General features: G+C 61.0%; 18 protein-coding genes. 9 read left to right on the top strand and 9 right to left on the bottom strand.

Going from position 1 to position 17,117, the window contains the following annotated elements:
- The first annotated feature begins 88 nt into the window (after window positions 1-88).
- The gene (gene leuB / locus ACLB1Z_RS00500; protein ID WP_409561561.1) at window positions 89-1,204 is read left to right on the top strand and encodes a 3-isopropylmalate dehydrogenase; all 1,116 of its coding nucleotides are present in this window, start codon (window positions 89-91) and stop codon (window positions 1,202-1,204) included.
- Window positions 1,205-1,305: 101 nt separating this feature from the next.
- On the opposite strand, the gene ACLB1Z_RS00495 is transcribed toward leuB, so the two are convergent.
- On the bottom strand, window positions 1,306-1,758 hold the full coding sequence (locus tag ACLB1Z_RS00495) for a hypothetical protein (protein WP_409561560.1): 453 nt from the start codon (window positions 1,756-1,758) through the stop codon (window positions 1,306-1,308).
- 123 nt (window positions 1,759-1,881) lie between these two features.
- Here ACLB1Z_RS00495 and ACLB1Z_RS00490 point away from each other — a divergent pair, with 123 nt between their 5' ends.
- Together ACLB1Z_RS00490 and ACLB1Z_RS00485 are read left to right on the top strand one after the other, a co-directional pair.
- Complete coding sequence (locus tag ACLB1Z_RS00490) at window positions 1,882-2,346, top strand: DUF4174 domain-containing protein (protein WP_409561559.1); 465 nt, start codon at window positions 1,882-1,884, stop codon at window positions 2,344-2,346.
- Between the two features lie 138 nt (window positions 2,347-2,484).
- Window positions 2,485-3,516 carry an aspartate-semialdehyde dehydrogenase gene (locus ACLB1Z_RS00485; RefSeq protein WP_409563320.1) on the top strand — a complete coding sequence of 344 codons (1,032 nt, stop codon included), beginning with the start codon at window positions 2,485-2,487 and terminating at the stop codon, window positions 3,514-3,516.
- 41 nt (window positions 3,517-3,557) lie between these two features.
- On the opposite strand, the gene ACLB1Z_RS00480 is transcribed toward ACLB1Z_RS00485, so the two are convergent.
- The 6 genes from ACLB1Z_RS00480 to dapF all read right to left on the bottom strand — a co-directional run bounded on the left by ACLB1Z_RS00480 (window position 3,558) and on the right by dapF (window position 8,839).
- Window positions 3,558-4,028, bottom strand: coding sequence for a MarR family winged helix-turn-helix transcriptional regulator (locus ACLB1Z_RS00480; RefSeq protein WP_024275004.1), 471 nt, complete (start codon window positions 4,026-4,028; stop codon window positions 3,558-3,560).
- A gap of 194 nt (window positions 4,029-4,222) precedes the next feature.
- On the bottom strand, window positions 4,223-4,846 hold the full coding sequence (locus ACLB1Z_RS00475; protein WP_409561558.1) for a septation protein A: 624 nt from the start codon (window positions 4,844-4,846) through the stop codon (window positions 4,223-4,225).
- A gap of 11 nt (window positions 4,847-4,857) precedes the next feature.
- Window positions 4,858-5,520 carry an inner membrane-spanning protein YciB gene (locus tag ACLB1Z_RS00470; protein ID WP_024275002.1) on the bottom strand — a complete coding sequence of 221 codons (663 nt, stop codon included), beginning with the start codon at window positions 5,518-5,520 and terminating at the stop codon, window positions 4,858-4,860.
- Window positions 5,521-5,544: 24 nt separating this feature from the next.
- On the bottom strand, window positions 5,545-6,654 hold the full coding sequence (gene ftsY / locus ACLB1Z_RS00465; protein WP_409561557.1) for a signal recognition particle-docking protein FtsY: 1,110 nt from the start codon (window positions 6,652-6,654) through the stop codon (window positions 5,545-5,547).
- Window positions 6,651-7,913 carry a tRNA (N(6)-L-threonylcarbamoyladenosine(37)-C(2))-methylthiotransferase MtaB gene (gene mtaB / locus ACLB1Z_RS00460; RefSeq protein ID WP_409561556.1) on the bottom strand — a complete coding sequence of 421 codons (1,263 nt, stop codon included), beginning with the start codon at window positions 7,911-7,913 and terminating at the stop codon, window positions 6,651-6,653. Before mtaB ends, ftsY begins: the two co-directional genes overlap by 4 nt.
- A 56-nt stretch (window positions 7,914-7,969) precedes the next feature.
- The gene (gene dapF, locus ACLB1Z_RS00455; RefSeq protein ID WP_409561555.1) at window positions 7,970-8,839 is read right to left on the bottom strand and encodes a diaminopimelate epimerase; all 870 of its coding nucleotides are present in this window, start codon (window positions 8,837-8,839) and stop codon (window positions 7,970-7,972) included.
- A gap of 506 nt (window positions 8,840-9,345) precedes the next feature.
- Between dapF and ACLB1Z_RS00450 the strand changes: the two genes are divergently transcribed.
- Window positions 9,346-9,909, top strand: coding sequence for an acyloxyacyl hydrolase (locus ACLB1Z_RS00450; protein ID WP_013950220.1), 564 nt, complete (start codon window positions 9,346-9,348; stop codon window positions 9,907-9,909).
- Between the two features lie 24 nt (window positions 9,910-9,933).
- Here the strand turns inward: ACLB1Z_RS00450 and ACLB1Z_RS00445 are convergent, their stop codons facing one another.
- The gene (locus ACLB1Z_RS00445; RefSeq protein ID WP_013950219.1) at window positions 9,934-11,217 is read right to left on the bottom strand and encodes a DUF2130 domain-containing protein; all 1,284 of its coding nucleotides are present in this window, start codon (window positions 11,215-11,217) and stop codon (window positions 9,934-9,936) included.
- Between the two features lie 510 nt (window positions 11,218-11,727).
- On the opposite strand from ACLB1Z_RS00445, the gene ffh reads away from it, so the two are divergent.
- From ffh to rimM, 4 genes are all read left to right on the top strand, one after another.
- Window positions 11,728-13,326: a signal recognition particle protein gene (gene ffh / locus ACLB1Z_RS00440; RefSeq protein WP_409561554.1), complete on the top strand. Its 1,599-nt coding sequence runs from the start codon at window positions 11,728-11,730 to the stop codon at window positions 13,324-13,326.
- Between the two features lie 45 nt (window positions 13,327-13,371).
- Complete coding sequence (gene rpsP, locus ACLB1Z_RS00435; protein WP_013950217.1) at window positions 13,372-13,746, top strand: 30S ribosomal protein S16; 375 nt, start codon at window positions 13,372-13,374, stop codon at window positions 13,744-13,746.
- A 130-nt stretch (window positions 13,747-13,876) separates the two neighbouring features.
- A complete protein-coding gene (locus tag ACLB1Z_RS00430) occupies window positions 13,877-14,239 on the top strand; it encodes a hypothetical protein (protein WP_013950216.1) in 363 nt (120 codons plus the stop codon).
- Window positions 14,240-14,263: 24 nt separating this feature from the next.
- Window positions 14,264-14,854, top strand: coding sequence for a ribosome maturation factor RimM (gene rimM / locus ACLB1Z_RS00425; protein WP_409561553.1), 591 nt, complete (start codon window positions 14,264-14,266; stop codon window positions 14,852-14,854).
- On the opposite strand, the gene ACLB1Z_RS00420 is transcribed toward rimM, so the two are convergent.
- The gene (locus ACLB1Z_RS00420) at window positions 14,851-16,083 is read right to left on the bottom strand and encodes an FAD-dependent monooxygenase (RefSeq protein ID WP_409561552.1); all 1,233 of its coding nucleotides are present in this window, start codon (window positions 16,081-16,083) and stop codon (window positions 14,851-14,853) included. The two genes, rimM and ACLB1Z_RS00420, sit on opposite strands and share 4 nt — an antisense overlap.
- 114 nt (window positions 16,084-16,197) lie before the next feature.
- On the opposite strand from ACLB1Z_RS00420, the gene tesB reads away from it, so the two are divergent.
- On the top strand, window positions 16,198-17,091 hold the full coding sequence (tesB, locus tag ACLB1Z_RS00415; RefSeq protein ID WP_409561551.1) for an acyl-CoA thioesterase II: 894 nt from the start codon (window positions 16,198-16,200) through the stop codon (window positions 17,089-17,091).
- Window positions 17,092-17,117: the final 26 nt, after the last annotated feature.

Genomic DNA, 17,117 nt, shown 5'->3' with positions numbered 1-17,117 from the left:
CGCCGCCGGGTGCTTGCCCGGCGACGGTGCAAACGCTAGCACTCCCCCCACCGAATTCCCTCATCCCTTGGCTAAGGACTGTTAACCGATGACGACGCACACCCTCCTGCTCCTTCCCGGCGACGGCATTGGCGTCGAAACGATTGCAGAGGTCGAGCGGCTCATCGCGTTCTTCAATGCCCGGAGCAACGCCGTCCATTTCGATATCGAACGCGATCTCGTCGGCGGCGCGGCCTACGATGCTCACGGTGTCGCCATCACCGAGGACGCGATGGCGAAGGCCAAGAAGGCCGACGCAGTGATCTTCGGCGCCGTCGGCGGCCCGAAGTGGGCGAACGTTCCCTACAAGCACCGCCCGGAAGCCGGCTTGCTCCGCCTGCGCAAGGATCTCGACCTCTTCGCCAACCTGCGCCCGGCAATCTGCTACCCCGCGCTGGCCGATGCCTCGAGCCTGAAGCGCGAGCTGGTCGAAGGCCTCGACATTATGATCGTGCGTGAGCTGACGGGCGGCGTCTACTTCGGCGAGCCGAAGGAAATCGTCACGCTTGAGAACGGCGAGAAGCGCGCTGTCGACACGCAAGTTTACACGACACACGAAATCGAACGCATCACCAAGGTCGCTTTCGACCTCGCCAAGAGGCGCCGCAACCTCGTTCACTCGGCCGAGAAGCACAACGTCATGCGCACGGGCGTGCTCTGGAAAGAGGTCACGACCGAGGTTCATAAGTCCTACGCGCCGGACGTGAAGCTTGAGCACATTCTTGCCGACAACTGTGCGATGCAGCTGATCCGCAATCCGAAGCAATTCGACGTCATCGTCACCGACAACCTGTTCGGCGACGTCCTGTCGGACGAAGCTTCGATGGCGGCAGGCTCGCTCGGCATGCTGCCGTCAGCATCGCTCGGCGCCCCCGACGCAACGACCGGACGCCGCAAAGCGCTTTACGAGCCGGTGCACGGTTCGGCTCCCGACATCGCCGGCCAAGGCCTCGCCAATCCGATCGCCACGATCGCATCGTTCGCCATGGCGCTGCGCTATTCCTTCGATCTCGGTGCCGAAGCCGACCTCGTCGAGAAAGCGATCTCGAAGGTCCTCGATAAGGGCCTGCGCACCGGCGACATCATGCAGCCCGGCATGACCAAAGTCGGCACGACGGAGATGGGCCAGGCCATCGAAACCGAACTCAAAGCTTTGGCGGCGTAACCAGACTTACGTCCGCGCTTGGCGGCCGGCTCGACGAAGGAGAGTCGCCAAGCGCCAGGAAAACTACGGCCGGCTTCGCGGAGCGAAGTCGCAATGCGCAATCAAACAGCAGGCTCGTCGCGGCAGGCGCTGGCTTGCCCTTGGATCGCCCCGCGTGCCGTCCAGCGCGGCTTGCCGTCTTCCGACCGCGGAACCGTCGCTTCCGTCCGTGAGATGAAATAGAACTCGTAGCAGTTCGTATCGACGCGCATCACGCGATAGCACCCGCCTGTCTCGTCATAATCGTAGATCGTGCAGAGCGAGCCTTGCGTGATCGACCAATGGCCGCCGAGCGTCATCCCGTGCTCGACGTAATGCAGCCGCCCGTCGCTGCCGTAATGCTCGGTGAACGGCTTGCCGTTGGCATAGCGGCCATCGATCGTCGCGTTGGAAAAGCGTTGCAGCTCGGCATCAGAAAGCCACGCGCTGATAGCGAACGCCGACGTCATGGTCATCGGCGCGCAGACGCCAAATAGTCCAAAAACCAAGGCTGCCAACGGCTTTAACGTCTTCACCGCGCTCTTCTCCGCCCCGAGAATTCAACAGAAAACAAGTTGGTCATGGAATTATGACATTCACATGCTCCGACAAATTGCCTCAGATGAATACGACGTGGGCTGATTCTCTGGGGACGGCGCATGCGAATATTCAAGAAATTTCCATTTATTCTTTTGTCTTTGTTTGGTTACGCAGTTCTTAATCCGGCCCTGGTGAACATCTTCGACGCGGCAATCGCTCAGCCCGCAAGCGCGAACGAGTCGAACACGCATCGCCACTCATTGCTGATCTTCGCTCCGGACATGCTCAGCAAGGCCTTGGCCAAGCAGCTTGCTGCTTTCGACAACAAACAAGACGACCTCGAAGTTCGCGAGATCTCTCTTGTTTATGTTGTGGGCAAAACGGCGTCGGCCCAGCTTGGGTCTTACGTCGTGGCACCTGCCGTGAGACTGCGGGCCCGCTACCAAGTCGGCGCCGATGAATTTCGAACCATCCTTGCGGACGAGCACGGCGGGATCGAATTGGTTTCCGATGTCCCGATCACCGCGGCGCAGCTCTTCGAGACGACCGACGCGGTGCCCGTCACGCACGAGGCGCAACGCTGATTTGAGGCCGCGACGCCGACGGCCTTGACAGTCCTTGAAACTCCGGCGCGGGCCGCGTATGTGAACGGCCAGCAAACGGGCGTTGCGTCGTCGCTGACGCTCAACGCAAAACACATAGATTTCAAGGACATAACCGTCATGGGCTATAAGGTCGCCATTGTCGGCGCAACCGGCAACGTAGGCCGCGAGATGCTGAATGTGCTCGCCGAGCGGAAGTTTCCGATCAGTGAGCTTTACGCCTTGGCCTCCCGCCGCTCGATCGGCACGGAGGTTTCCTTCGGCGATTCCGTCATCAAATGCCGCGACCTTGAAACGTTCGACTTCTCCGGCGTCGACTTCTGCCTGATGTCCGCGGGTTCGACCGTCTCGAAGGAATGGTCGCCGCGTATCGGCGCGCAGGGCGCGATCGTCATCGATAACTCATCGTGCTGGCGCTATGACCAGGACGTGCCGCTGATCGTGCCGGAAGTGAACGCTGACGCCATCCGTGGCTTCACGAAGAAGAACATCATCGCCAATCCAAACTGCTCTACGGCTCAGCTTGTCGTCGCGCTGAAGCCGCTGCATGACGCGGCAACGATTAAGCGCGTCATCGTCTCGACCTATCAGTCGGTCTCCGGCGCGGGCAAGGACGCCATGGACGAGCTCTGGCAGCAGACCAAGGGCAAGTACGTTCCGGGCCAGGAAGTCGACCCGAAGAAGTTTCCGAAGCAGATCGCGTTCAACTGCATTCCTCACATCGACGTCTTCATGGAAGACGGCTACACGAAAGAGGAATGGAAGATGTTGGCCGAGACCAAGAAGATCTTGGATCCCAAGATCAAGCTGACGGCGACGTGCGTGCGCGTGCCGGTGTTCGTCGGCCACTCCGAAGCCGTCAACATCGAGTTCGAAAAGCCGATCAGCCCCGAAGAAGCCCGCGATATCCTACGCGCGTCACCCGGCATCATGGTCATCGATAAGCGCGAGCCGGGCGGCTACATCACGCCCGTCGAAGCCGCCGGCGAATACGCGACCTTCGTCTCGCGTATCCGCGAGGACGCGACCGTCGAGAACGGCCTGACGATGTGGATTGTCTCGGACAACCTGCTGAAGGGCGCGGCTCTCAATGCGGTGCAGATCGCCGAGGCGATCATCAACCAGCGCCTGCTGCCGAAAAAGGCAGCATAAAACGCAACGCTTTCAGCTGATGAAATGGCAACGCCGGCAAATCACTTGCCGGCGTTTTCCTTTTCTTTGAGCTTATTGAGCGTCTGCACGATGGCGTTGAGATCCTGCAGAAAGCGGTCGCGCTGCTGCGCCGGAAGGCTCGACAGAATGCGCTCATCGACTCGGCGCGCCATCGGATCATGCGTCTTCAAGATCCGCGCGCCTTCTTCCGTCAGCTTGACGGCGTAGGCCCTGGCGTCATCCCGCGTCCGGCGCCGCTGCAGCAGGCCCTTCTTGAGCATGCGCCGAACGACATCCGCGAGCGTCGACCGGTCGATGCCCGTCAACTCCACGAGATGCGTCTGGCTCAGGCCCTCGTTCTGCGCAACGGTCAGCAGAATCGCATACTGCCGAGGGGTGAGCTCGTCATTGCCCAGTTCGGTTTGAAAGATTTCGGACGCACATTGTCCGGCTCGGTGTAGCAGATGCAAAGGCGATCGCTCGAGGCGACTGCTTGCGGAGTCTCGTCCCATTCCATGCCCCACACGTTTCACCCCACCGGTCCACGCATCAGCCCCCGACCGGCAAGCAAAACTAACTCAACTTAGTTCATAGTTCCTGACAAGAAACACAAGCCAGGGCACTCCGTCTAGCGAAAATACAATCGTCGTTCGAGAAATCGAAAAGTTTTCTGGATGGCGAAACAGCGCGCACGATGCGCGGGCAATTAAATGTCGTCGGACGAAAGTGCGCCGGTGTTTGGCGTCGTATCTTCGTATCTTTTTAAGACACCGATTTGCGCCAACGCGAACACGAACGTTAGCGGCATGATACCGAACACCTTGAACGTCACCCACGTGTCGGTCGAGAAGAGCCGCCACATCACTTCATTTAGAACCGCCAGTACTACGAAGAAAAGCGCCCAGCGGATCGTCAAAATGCGCCAGCCTTCACGCGTGAGACGCATGACGTCGCCGAATACGATTTTCAGGAACAGCCGGTCGAACAGCAACCCGCCGGCCAGAATAGCGGCGAACAAACCATTCACGATCGTCGGCTTCATTTTGATAAAATGATCATCTTGCAGATAAAGCGTCAGGCCGCCGAACACGAGCACGAAGACGCCCGTCACGAGCGGCATCGTTGCGATCCGGCCGAGAAACACCCGCGACGCCACGAGCGCAATGACGGTGGCGACCATGAAAGCCGCCGTGCCTGCGAAAATGCCATAGTGGCTGTTGACGAAGAAGAACACGAGCAGCGGACCAAGCTCGACGATGAACTTGATGAGCTGCTTGCGGTCGAGCTGCGGACCGTCGCTCGTCTCTGAAACTTTGTTCTGTTCCGACATCGTCTCAGGCCTCACTCGTGCGCAGGATCGGGCAAGCGGTACTTCTGCATCAGCCGCGTTAGGATCCATGCGTAAACGCCAGAGACCGGCAACACAATCGCGACTTTGAACAAAATCCAGACGTTCACGCCGCTCATTTCGTGACCCAGAATCTTGTAAAAGTGGTCTTCCACGTAGACCCGGCGGACATATTCGTTCGCAATTGCCGTCAAAAAGAAGAAGAGAGCGAAGCTCCACGTGAACTTGTTCCAGCCTTCGTCAGTGTAGCGGAACGTCTTCTCGAAGACGTACTGAAAGAAATTGTGCTTAACGAACAAGCCGCCGATCAGAAATACGGCGAACAACGCGTTGAAGATCGTAACTTTGATCTGAACCCACATCGGATCGCCCGTCACCAGCGTCAGCATCCCGAACGCCACCGTCACGCTCGACGCGATCAACGGAAAGATCGGCGGCCGGTGAAACATGTAGAACATCACGCCGATCGCCATCAGGGTCGTGATGATCAACGCCCAGGTGCCTGCTTCGATGCCGAGCGCCGCGTTGACAATGAACATCGTCACGAGCGGGCCGAATTCGCTCATGATGTTGATGGTCTGCTCGGCATTGAACGGAAACCAACTTTTACGCGCTGGCGGAACAGAAGCATTCCGAATGTTTACGTCTTGCGTCATCTCGTGATCCGTTCCCCCGAGGCTTCAAGTTCCGGCAATGGCGTTAGCGAAATCTTGCGCAGAAAACGGCTGCAGGTCATCGGCGCTTTCGCCAACACCGATGGCGTGGACGGGCAGGCCGAACTTCGCCGCGATTGCAACCAGGATGCCGCCGCGCGCCGTGCCGTCGAGTTTCGTCATGACCAATCCTGTCACTCCGGCGCGATCTCGAAAGACCTCGACTTGTTGCAGGGCATTCTGACCGGTCGTCGCATCGAGCACGAGCACGACGTCATGTGGCGCGCTTGGGTCGATCTTTTTCAGAACGCGTGTAACTTTTTCGAGCTCTTCCATCAACACTTGCTTGTTTTGCAGGCGACCGGCGGTATCGAGCAAAAGCACATCCGCACCTGATGCTTGCGCCTGTTTTAAGGCGTCGAACGCCAAGCCTGAGGAATCCCCGCCAACTTCGCGCGCGACAACGGGACACCCCGTACGTTCGCCCCAGACCTTCAGCTGGTCGATCGCCGCAGCGCGAAACGTATCGCCCGCTGCGAGCAGAACCGTTTTTCCCTCAGCCCTGAATTTGGTCGCGAGCTTGCCGATCGTGGTCGTCTTGCCGGTGCCGTTGACGCCCACCATCATGATCACGTGCGGCTTTCGCGACGGATCGATGACAAGCGGCTTCGCAACCGGCGCCAAAACGCGCTCGACCTCGGCCGACAGCACGCTGCGAACCTCTTCGGCTGAAATGCCTTTTTCAAACCGGCCCTTCCCGATGGCCGCCGTGATGCGGCTCGTCGTCTCCAGACCGAGATCGGATTGGATCAAAAGGTCTTCAAGATCATCCAGCGTCTCGGCATCGAGTTTGCGCTTGGAAAAGAGATCGGTGATCCCGGTCGTCAGCTTCGACGACGTCTTGCCGAGCCCCGATTTGAGCCGTTGAAACCAGCTCTGCTTGACGGGCTCTGCTTTGGGCGCAGGAGCCACGGGTACGGGAACCGTCGTAGGGACTTCGGCAATCGGCGGTTTATCGTCCGAGACGGCGATGCTCGCTTCGTCTGTTGCTTCCTTTTCCGGCGCAACAGGCGCAGCAGCGCCGCCCTTGAAGAACCGCCCGAACAGACCTTTGCCTTTTTCCTTTGGCTCGCTCACGCGCACGCCTCGCCGATCAGATGTTGCGCATCGGCGCCCTTGATTTCCGTCCGAATGATCGCCCCAGCGCCAAACGGCGCCTCTCCGTAAAGCAGCACTTCGGCGAATTGCGGCGTGCGTCCCTTGCCGTCACTTTCGACAAGCACATCGACGACACGGCCACGTTGCGATTGAAGATACGAAGCGAGCACGTTTGTTCCTTTTTCACGCAGCCTTGCCGCGCGCTCCTTGATGATGGTGCCGTTGACTTGCGGCATGCGGGCGGCCGGCGTGCCGCGCCGCGCCGAGAACGGAAAGACGTGCAGATACGTCAGGCCGCACTCATCGACGATACGATAGGAATTCTCGAACATCTGATCGGTTTCCGTCGGAAAGCCCGCAATCAGATCGGCCCCGAACACGATATCAGGACGCAGCGCGCGCGCCTTTTCGCAAAACGCAATTGCATCAGACCGCAAATGCCGCCGCTTCATGCGCTTCAACGTCAGATCATCGCCTGCCTGCAAAGACAAATGCAGATGCGGCATCAGACGTTCCTCGTCGCGCAGCGCGATCATCAGATCGTCGTCGGCTTCGACCTGATCGATAGACGACAACCGCAAGCGCGCCAACTCCGGCACATGCTTCAGCACCTGCCGAACGAGTTTGCCGAGCGTCGCAGAACCCGGCAGATCGCGGCCGTATGACGTGATGTCGACGCCGGTCAGCACGATCTCGGCGTAGCCCTTCTCGACAAGCCTGCGCACCTGCGTCACGACTTCGCCCGCCGCGACCGATCGCGACGGCCCACGGCCGAAAGGGATGATGCAGAACGTGCAGCGATGATCGCAGCCGTTCTGAATTTGCACATAGGCCCGCGTGCGCGAACCGAAACCATCGATCATGTGCAGCGCCGTATCACGCACGCTCATGATGTCGTTGACCTGCACGCGTTCGCCGTCCGCAATCGACAGCCCGGCGAACGTCTCTGCCTGCATCTTCTCGGCGTTGCCGACAACATGATCGACTTCTGGCATGTCGGCGAAACGTTCAGGCTCGATTTGCGCCGCGCATCCCGTCACGATGATCCGCGCATTGGGCTTCTCACGCCGCAGCCTGCGAACCGTTTGCGCCGCCTGACGCACCGCTTCACCCGTCACCGCGCACGTATTGACGATAATCGCGTTATCGAGACCTGCCTCGCGCGCGTGACGGCGCATCACTTCGGACTCATACGTGTTGAGCCGGCAGCCGAGCGTGATCACCTGAGGTTCGGACATGAGCGCAGTGACTTCTTTCTTAAAATCGCTCGTTAAGCGGTCTCCGGCCAGCGCGATCAGACCGACACTTTGGTCAGCTTGGAAAAGTCGATGACGCCCTCGTACTCGAATTCGACCGGGCCCGTCATGAAGATATGGTTATTCTCGGCCCATTCGATTTCGAGTGTGCCGCCCGGAAGTGTGACCGCAACCTTGCGCCCCGTGAGCTTCTTGCGCGCCGCGCAGACCGCCGACGCACACGCCGCCGACCCACACGCGAGAGTCAGGCCCGCGCCGCGTTCCCACGTCCTGAGAAGAAGCGAGGCGTCTGACGTCACCTGCGCAATCGAGATGTTCGCGCGCTCTGGAAAGATCGGATGGTTTTCGAGCAGCGGACCGAACCGGCCGAGGTCGTAGGCCTCGACATCGTCGACCCAGAAGATCGCATGCGGATTGCCGACATTGACGACGGATGGCGAATGCAGGACCGGATGGTCGATCGGCCCGACCTGAAGTTCGATGGCGCGCGTATCGCGAAACTCTTCCGCCAGTGGAATGTCCTGCCAGCCGAACTTGGGTTCCCCCATATCGACCGTGATCGACGCCTGATTTCTGACGACGGTGCCGAGCACGCCGGCGCGCGTCTCGACCAGGAACCGCTCCCGCGAACCGCCTTCCGACAAAAACCAGCCGACACAGCGCATGCCGTTACCGCAGGCGCCTGCCTCCGAGCCATCCGCGTTGTAGATCCGCACGAACGATTCCGTGCCGGTCGTCCGCGGCGCGTGCAAAACCATCATCTGGTCGAACCGGGATTTCCGGTCGGCCGCGACCGCCGCCACTTCCTCCGCGGTGAACGTCTTGGCGCTATTGCGCAAATCGACGACGACGATCTCGTTGCCGAGGCCGTTCATCTTGAGAAAGGGAAGGGTCGTTGCCGTGTTCATCGGGCCTATATGGCGAGAAGCGGGAAAAATGACAATTCCGAACCCACTCAGAACGGCCCGACGCACCCGGGCAGGGCGCAGGAATTTCCCGCATTATCCTCTGGACGGAACAATATTTCTTGAGCAACCGTTTAGGTCGCCGAAAACGCCTGACCGCACGCCGGTGGGCGGCGATTTATCCTCTCAGAGACCTTGATGTCGCATTCCGCCTACAGTTCGCTGCTTTTCCGGGTCGCTTTTGCCCGCGCCCGACCCTGCTATTGCTATGGCTGCATCTGCCTGGCCCCGGACGAGCGAGCCTATCAGCGCCGCGTCTTCCGATTGGCTCGCAACTGGACAAAGGTGCTGAAGCGCTCCAGCCGCCCCCCAAACTAGGCCGATCGGCCGATGTGACGGTCCCGCCAGCCCGGCGGGATTTCCTTGGCATTGCCTTGCCGGAGGGGGAAAATCGGCGCACACGTTGCTGTCTTGAGGAGCCAATTCGAAGGCCGGGGGCAGCTTTCCGAATGAAGAGTTTCGTGCGCACCGTGGCAGCGTCCGGCATCGCGGCTCTGCTCGGGCTTATCGCCGTCAGCGCCGGTGCCGCTGCCGACGACATGCTCTATGCCCTGAAGATCGGCGCGCTGGCCCACGACGTGCCAGACCTCTGGAGTGGCTTCCAGGTCGAAAAGAACGCGGTCGACATCAACATCGAAGCCCAGTTCAACGCCGCCTGGGCACTGCCGTGGGGCGCCATCCGCCCCGTGATCGGCGGCTCGATCAACACCCGCGGCCAGACCAGCGACGGCTACATCGACGCGCGCTGGCAGGGCGACTGCCCATCGGGACTGTTCTTCGGTCTCGGCCTTGGCGCTGCCTTTCACGATGGCGAAATCGGCGGCGCAGGCTCCGATCCGGATCGCAAATGGCTGGGCTCCCGTGTGCTGTTCCACATCCCGATGGAAGTTGGCTACCACCTCGACGAGCACAACGACATCTCAGTCTATTTTGAGCACATGTCGAACGCCTACACCGAGAAATACAACGAAGGCATGGACCGCATCGGCGTGCGCTACGGCTATCGGTTCTAGCAGCGCAGAGATGCTCGCTCCCGGCTAGGCCGCTTCTGACTCGTCGTCCTTCCCATCTTCCAGCATCGGAAGTTCGAAACCTTCGATCTCTTTCAGCGCCTTGCCCGCGATGCCTTGAAGGTCGCCGTACATGCCAGCGGTCGCCGCGAGCACCCCATCGATCTGCGCCTGCCGCTTCGCCCACAGCTTGGTCATGGCTTTGCGCTCTTTATCGAGATCGCTTTGCATTTCGTCGAATTTTTCGACGATCGCCTCAACGCGGTGACGAAACTGCGGTCCCGTTAGGTAGTCGTAGACGAGCGCCATTTTGCTTTGCTGGCCCTCTCCGACCACACGCGCCGTTGCCACGTCGATCAGCAGTTGCCGCAGCACGATCGCGATCGGAACGGCGCATTTGAAGTCGGCAACCCACACACCGTCGACGAGATCGAACGTATGCACGCCCTTCGGCAACGCGGTCGAGACGATCACAGCGAATTCCGCCTTTGCCCGCCGCTGATCCTCACGCAGCTTCGCAATCCAGCCGTCTTGCCAGTTCTTAGTCCGCTTCATCTCCCACAGCACCGAGCCACACGCCGCACCCGAGGCGCCGACGACGCGCTGCACGAGATCGCCACCAAACTCGCCCTTCGGCACGGGTTCGATCCCATCAAGCGGAAACCTCGCACGCAGCAAATTCTCAAGCTCAAGTTCGAGTACTTCGCCCTGCAATTGCTGCGAGCCCTGTTCAGCCTTGCGCTTCAGCTCTTCGATCTTGTTCTGCATCGACGCGATGATCTGATCTTTTTCCGAGACGCGGAGCTTCAGCGCCTCTTCGGCTTCGAGCTTGGCTTTCGCCCGCTCGCTCTCAAGACCGGCGCTGATGCCTTTCTGGACGTTCAAGTCCATCTCGCGCTTGGCGTCGTCCAATTCGCGCACTTTCTTCTGGAACTCTGCCTGCGCCTTCTGCGCTTCGGCGAGCTTCTGATCACGCTCCTTCAGCACGTTCTGAAGTTCGGCAAGAGCATTGGCCTTTTCTTCGAGATCGGCCGCGGCGCGCTGCTTCGCCTTCTGCGCTTCTTCGCTGACGATGCGTTGGCGCTCGACCACGAGCTTTTCAGCGACCATCGCATCGAGCGACGCGCGCGCCTTTTCGAGTTCGCCGGCCTTCTCTTGCATGGCCGCTTCGCGGGCGGCGATCTCGCGATCCTTTTTTGCCGCCGCCGCCTCGAATTGGCGGCGGGTATCGGCGATCAGCGGCGCGGCAAGCGATTCCGTCAGCGCAATCTCATGATCGCAGTTCGGGCAGGTAATGGTCAGATCGGTCAACGCGAGCTTCCTTCCCAACGAGGCGACAGCCGAGCCCCAAAGTATGCCGTTGTTCTTGTCTTGTATATGTTGTTTTCTGATATTGTTCTTTTAACGCCAGGATTTAGCGTTACTCGGCCGCTATCACCGCCATCCAACCTGACTCGCGCTTCAAAAATGAGGGGATTGGCGCGAGAAGGGCGACTTCGCTGGGGATGAGCGCCACGTTGACTTCCGCGCCCGTTTCCCGCATACCCTCGCCCATTCCGACGGCCTCTATTCAAGAAGCCGCCGCCCTGCACATGGCCTTTTTCGCGAAAGCGTCCGGGAGGCAGGGGGGTTAACATCCGGCAGCGCGTTGCGCCCCCGGGTGCGTTTGTGCTTTGCGCTGCCGATCCTATCTCTTCGTCATACCGGCGAAGACCGGGATCCAGACAAATCCAACCCGACGCAAGTTTGAATGGGCCCCGGCCTGTGCCGGGGTCACGTAACGATTAGGGCAATTTCCGGCGGCTCGGAAACGAAGGCTGAATGTTTCAATCGCTCACAGAACGCCTCTCGGGCGTCCTCGATAAGCTCACCCGCCGCGGCGCTCTGACCGAGAACGACGTCGTCGAAGCGATGCGCGAAGTTCGCCGGGCGCTGCTCGAAGCCGACGTCGCGCTCGATGTCGTCAAGGATTTCACCGAGAAGGTCAAAGCCAAGGCCGTCGGCGCCGAAGTGCTGCGCTCGGTCACGCCCGGCCAGATGGTCGTCAAGATCGTCAACGATGAGCTGGTTGCTACGCTCGGCTCGAACGCCGAACCGATCGATCTGCACGCCGCCCCGCCCATCGGCATCCTGATGGTTGGCCTCCAGGGCTCGGGCAAGACGACGACGACCGCCAAGATCGCCTATCGCCTGACCAACCGCGACCGCAAGAAAGTCCTGATGGCGTCGCTCGACACGCGCCGCCCGGCAGCCCAGGAGCAGCTTCGCGTGTTGGGCGAGCAGACGGGCGTCGCGACGCTGCCGATCATCGCCGGACAAACGCCGCTGCAGATCGCGCGCCGCGCCGAAGATGCCGCCAAGCTCGGCGGCTATGACGTCATCATCTACGATACCGCCGGCCGCGTGACTGTCGACGAAGAGCTGATGGACGAAGCCCGCGACGTCAAAGCCGCGATCCATCCGCATGAAGTTCTCCTCGTCGCCGACGCGCTGACCGGCCAGGACGCCGTCAACACAGCGAAGGCATTCGACGGTCACATCGGCATCACCGGCATCGTCCTGACGCGCGCCGACGGCGACGGCCGCGGCGGCGCTGCACTCTCCATGCGTGCCGTCACCGGCAAGCCGATCAAGCTCATCGGCGTCGGCGAAAAGTGGGACGCGCTCGAAGACTTCCACCCCGGCCGTATTGCCTCGCGCATTCTCGGCATGGGCGACGTCGTCTCGCTCGTCGAGAAGGCCGCGCAGACGATCGACGTCGAAAAGGCGACGAAGATCGCCGAAAAGATGAAGAAGGGGTCGTTCGACCTCGAAGACCTGTCCGATCAGCTCGCCCAGATGCAGAAGCTCGGCGGCATGGGCGGTGTGCTCGGCATGCTTCCCGGCGTCGCCAAGATCAAAGGCCAGATCAACGAAGCTGGCCTCGACAAAAGCCTCGTGCACCAGCGCGCCATCATCTCGTCGATGACGCCGAAGGAACGGCGCAACCCCAAAATTCTCGACGCCAAGCGCAAGCGCCGCATCGCGGCGGGTTCAGGCACGAAGCCTGAAGACATCAACAAGCTCATCAAAATGCATCGCCAGATGGCGGACATGATGAAGACCATGGGCCGCAATGGCGGCCTGATGAACAAGTTCCTCGGCCGCACCGGTGCCGGACCTTCCGAAGCCGAATTGCAGTCGATGCAGGCCGAGCTCGCAAAGCTCGATCCCAAGGCGCTGGAACAGTTGCCCGCGGAATTGAAAGAACAGATCGCCAAGGGCACGGCTCCTGCGTCGGGCTCTGGCGGTGGAATGCCGGGTCTGCCACCGGGACTTGGCCGCGGCCTTCCCGGCCTCGGCGGCGGACTTCCCAAAGGTCTTCCGGGTCTCGGCGGTGGAATGCCGAAATTCCCTGGGATTCCCGGAAAGAAAAGATAACCCCCATCCAAAAACACATTTTGATTTGATCAGGAGAAGAAGAAAATGTCGGTGAAAATTCGTTTGTCGCGCGGTGGCGCGAAGAAGCGTCCTTACTACTACGTCGTCGTCGCCCACGGCACGAGCCCGCGCGACGGCCGCTATATCGAGCAGATCGGCACGTTCGATCCGATGCTCAAGAAGGACGACCCGAACCGCGTGAAGCTCGTCGAAGAGCGCGTGAAGCATTGGCTCGGCGTCGGCGCTCAGCCGACCGACCGCGTCCTCCGCCTGCTCGACGCCAACGGCTTCGCCAAGCGTGATGCGCGCAACAACCCTGAAAAGGCCAAGCCGAAGAAGAAGGCCCAGGAGCGCGCCGCTGCTGCTGCCGAGAAAGCAGCTCAGGCCGCCGAGGCTGCTGCTCAGGGCGAGCAGGCTTAAGAGACTGCGCCCGAACAAACAAACAGGCCTCCCGAATAGGCTTCGGGGGGCCTTTTTGTTGCAGATCTGACTGGCCCGACTTTTGGACCGCCTCCGACTTTCGATCGTTAATTCGTGGGGAGGTCCGAAATTGAACCAGATAACGCGCGTCAATGGTCTGTTTGAGGTGGTCCGGACCAAACCGAGCCCGCTCTCGGCCCCGGCCAGCCGACTCATTTTGGTATGTCGCGGCGGCCGGCTGTTCGGCGCCGATTCTGAGGGTCGCGTCTGTATGGGACGTCTCCTGCCCCAGCGCGTCCATCACATGCGCCTGTCGGCCATTCGCGGCACCTACGAAATCCCCCTGCGGCGCGTCCGAACCCGCAACCCGAGCATTCGGATCCCGATCTTTGGCGATGTCGACCCGTTCGCCCGCTCCCAGAACACGACAATCAGCATCGGCGGCAAAACGATCGACATTGAGATTACCTATCTCGGCCCCTTGCCCCCGTGATCATTGCACGCCATCAAGAGCCCCATGACAGCATCAGAGACAGCATCAGAAAAACCATCGACCGACCGCCGTATCCTCGTTGGTGAGATTACCGGCGCCCACGGCATCCGCGGCGACGTGCTAGTCCGCAGCTATACCGAGACTCCGGACGCCATCGCCGCTTACGGCCCATTGACCGACGCAAGCGGCAAGAAAAGCTATTCGCTCCGCGTCGTCCGCGTCACGAGCAAGGGTATTGTCGCGCGTGTTGCGGGCGTTGAGGATCGCAACGGTGCCGAACCGCTGCGCGGCACAAAGCTCTACATCGAACGCAGTAAGCTTCCGGAAACGGGCGAAACCGAGTTCTATCACGCCGACCTCATCGGCCTGCGCGCAGTCGCAGCCGACGGCAGCGCGCTTGGAAAGATCGTCTCCGTGCAGAACTTCGGCGCCGGCGACCTTCTCGAATTGAAGCCGCTCGAAGGCGAGACGGAATTCATTCCCTTCGAAGATCGCTGGGTACCGAGCGTCGATCTCGACGCTGGCATGCTCATCATCAATCGCCCCGCCGTCACAGTCGACGACGACAGCGATGAAGACGACGGATCGTCCGCAGAGGATGAGGCCGACGCCTAGACGGCAACGCCGCGCGCGAGTTTCGGCAAGTCGCCGGTGACGCCTGCCGCCTCGGCGATTATCAACTCTTTCAGGCTGGGAATGCGGTCGAGCACGCCGAGCGCAGCACCACGGCCCGCACGCAGAACCATGCTGTCGATCGCAAAGGCCCGATTGATCCCGTCATAGAGCGTCGCCGACATCGCCGAATCGAACCGGCGCCAGCGCTGATAGCGCTCAAGATGCGTACCGCTGCCGAAGTCGAGCCCGATGCGTCCGGCATCGACAAGAATTTCAATCATCGCCGCAGCATCGCGAAGCGCGAGGTTGACGCCTTGCCCAGCAACCGGATGCACACCGTGCGCAGCGTCCCCGACCAAAGCGAAGCGTGGCGCAATCAAGCGGTGCGGCAAACGCAAATCGAGCGGCCACGATTGCCGCGGCCCGTCGAGCGAAATCGTGCCGAACCGGCCACCGATCCGACGATCGAGCTCAGCCAGAAAGCTGGCATCGTCGAGCGCGACCATGCGCGCTGCTTCGTCTTTGTCGGCGCTCCACGTGATGCACGCGCGATTTCCCAGAAGCGGCAAAATCGCAAACGGACCGCCGGGTAGAAAATGCTGGATGGCGACGCCGCCATGCGGCTCGCTGAACTTCACCCGCGCGACGATGCCCGTCTGCGCGTAAGGCCATCCGACGGTCTTGATGCCGACAGCCTCGCGAAGCTTCGACTGCCGCCCGTCGGCTGCAATCGTCAGCGCGGCGCTGACGACAGTGCCATCGCGCAAAGTGAGTTCGCTGGCCGTCTCGCCCCACTGCGCGCTTTCGATCTCGGCTGGCGCAAACCACGTCACCGCCGGATCGCCCGCAACGGATCGATAGAGCGCGGTGGCGAGCACCGATGCCGGAACGATATAGGCGGCAGGCGATCCGTCGTCCGTCCGCGCGTCATAGGTAACGAGCGCAGGCCGGAAAGCATCGTCAAGCCGCGAATCAGAAATTTCGATCGCCGTCACAGTCTCCGCGGCATCGCGAATACCGTCCCAGACCCCGAGGCTTTCCAGGACCTTCTGTGCGCCGGCCCAGATCGCAAAGCCGCGGCTATCGTCGGCGTGCTCGGTCGCCGGAACAACCCTGTCGATGATCGCCAGCCGGATATCGGGTCCAAACGCCTGCGCCAAGCCGCGCGCAACCGCCAGTCCCGCAAAACTGCCGCCGACAATCGCGACATCGAAGTTCAATTTTGGCATCTATCGACCGTCATCCGTAGCTGTAGTGATTTGCTTTGCCCGGACGCGAGGGCAGCCTAAAAGGTCCCCGTCGCCGCGCGCGCAACCCTGCCATTATAAACCCGAAAGTCCGCCATGACAGCTTCGCCCCAGGCGCATCAGGCCCTCCAAAAGCTCCTCCGAACTCTGACCCTGGAGCCATTGGAGGACAACCTGTTCCGCGGCCATCGCGCCAGCGAAGGCTGGCAACGCGTGTATGGCGGCCTTGTCCTTGGCCAGGCAGTGGTTGCTGCGGCGTTAACCGTCGACGAGAGCCGGGCGATCCATTCGCTTCACGGTTACTTTCTGTTGGCGGGCGATCCGGAACGGGAAATCGTTTACGACGTTGAGCGCGTCCGCGACGGCGGCAGCTTCACGACGCGGCGCGTCCGCGCCATTCAGCATGGACGCACCATCTTCGTGATGAGCGCTTCGTTCCACAAGCCGGAGCCGGGCTACGAGCACCAGTCCGAAATGCCGGACGTCCCGCCGCCCGAAGCGCTGCCAAGCGTCCGTGAGCTTTTTGACGCCGCCACCGACATCCCTGACGGCATGCGGGCCTACTGGCAGCGCGAACGCCCCATCGACGTCCGTATTGTTGATGCATCCCGCTACATGAGCCGCGAACCACGGGCTCCCCGGCAGTCCATCTGGCTTAAGTCCAATGGCCCGTTGGGCGACAACCCTTACATTCACCAAGCGATTCTGGCCTACGCTTCGGATTTCACGCTGCTCGATACCGCCCTCGTGGCACACGGCAAGCTGTTGTTCGATGCCGACATCCAGTTAGCGAGCCTCGACCACGCCATGTGGTTCCACAGGCCTTTCCGGGCCGACGACTGGCTACTCTATACCCAGGACAGCCCCAGCGCCTCCGCCGCCCGCGCCTATTGCCGGGGCGCCGTCTTCGATCGGAACGGCCGGTTGGTCGCATCGACCGTTCAGGAAGGCCTGATGCGCCCCAGAGAAACCGCATTTGTGCCCAAATAGCGGGCAAAAACCTCAAATTGCCCAAT

Source organism: Hyphomicrobium sp. MC8b (assembly GCF_905067615.1).
Taxonomy (GTDB): domain Bacteria; phylum Pseudomonadota; class Alphaproteobacteria; order Rhizobiales; family Hyphomicrobiaceae; genus Hyphomicrobium_B.
Note: the sequence above shows the minus strand (reverse complement) of the source record. Positions and strands in the feature narration are given on the sequence as shown.

Bases quoted from the DNA above. Each gene is read 5' to 3' on its own strand.
- ffh (WP_409561554.1), top strand. From the start codon at position 11,728: ATGTTTCAATCGCTCACAGAACGCCTCTCGGGCGTCCTCGATAAGCTC.
- ACLB1Z_RS00480 (WP_024275004.1), bottom strand. From the start codon at position 4,028: ATGGGACGAGACTCCGCAAGCAGTCGCCTCGAGCGATCGCCTTTGCAT.
- ACLB1Z_RS00475 (WP_409561558.1), bottom strand. From the start codon at position 4,846: ATGTCGGAACAGAACAAAGTTTCAGAGACGAGCGACGGTCCGCAGCTC.
- rimM (WP_409561553.1), top strand. From the start codon at position 14,264: ATGACAGCATCAGAGACAGCATCAGAAAAACCATCGACCGACCGCCGT.
- mtaB (WP_409561556.1), bottom strand. From the start codon at position 7,913: ATGTCCGAACCTCAGGTGATCACGCTCGGCTGCCGGCTCAACACGTAT.
- ACLB1Z_RS00450 (WP_013950220.1), top strand. From the start codon at position 9,346: ATGAAGAGTTTCGTGCGCACCGTGGCAGCGTCCGGCATCGCGGCTCTG.
- leuB (WP_409561561.1), top strand. From the start codon at position 89: ATGACGACGCACACCCTCCTGCTCCTTCCCGGCGACGGCATTGGCGTC.
- ACLB1Z_RS00485 (WP_409563320.1), top strand. From the start codon at position 2,485: ATGGGCTATAAGGTCGCCATTGTCGGCGCAACCGGCAACGTAGGCCGC.
- rpsP (WP_013950217.1), top strand. From the start codon at position 13,372: ATGTCGGTGAAAATTCGTTTGTCGCGCGGTGGCGCGAAGAAGCGTCCT.
- tesB (WP_409561551.1), top strand. From the start codon at position 16,198: ATGACAGCTTCGCCCCAGGCGCATCAGGCCCTCCAAAAGCTCCTCCGA.
- ACLB1Z_RS00490 (WP_409561559.1), top strand. From the start codon at position 1,882: ATGCGAATATTCAAGAAATTTCCATTTATTCTTTTGTCTTTGTTTGGT.
- dapF (WP_409561555.1), bottom strand. From the start codon at position 8,839: ATGAACACGGCAACGACCCTTCCCTTTCTCAAGATGAACGGCCTCGGC.
- ACLB1Z_RS00470 (WP_024275002.1), bottom strand. From the start codon at position 5,520: ATGACGCAAGACGTAAACATTCGGAATGCTTCTGTTCCGCCAGCGCGT.
- ACLB1Z_RS00420 (WP_409561552.1), bottom strand. From the start codon at position 16,083: ATGCCAAAATTGAACTTCGATGTCGCGATTGTCGGCGGCAGTTTTGCG.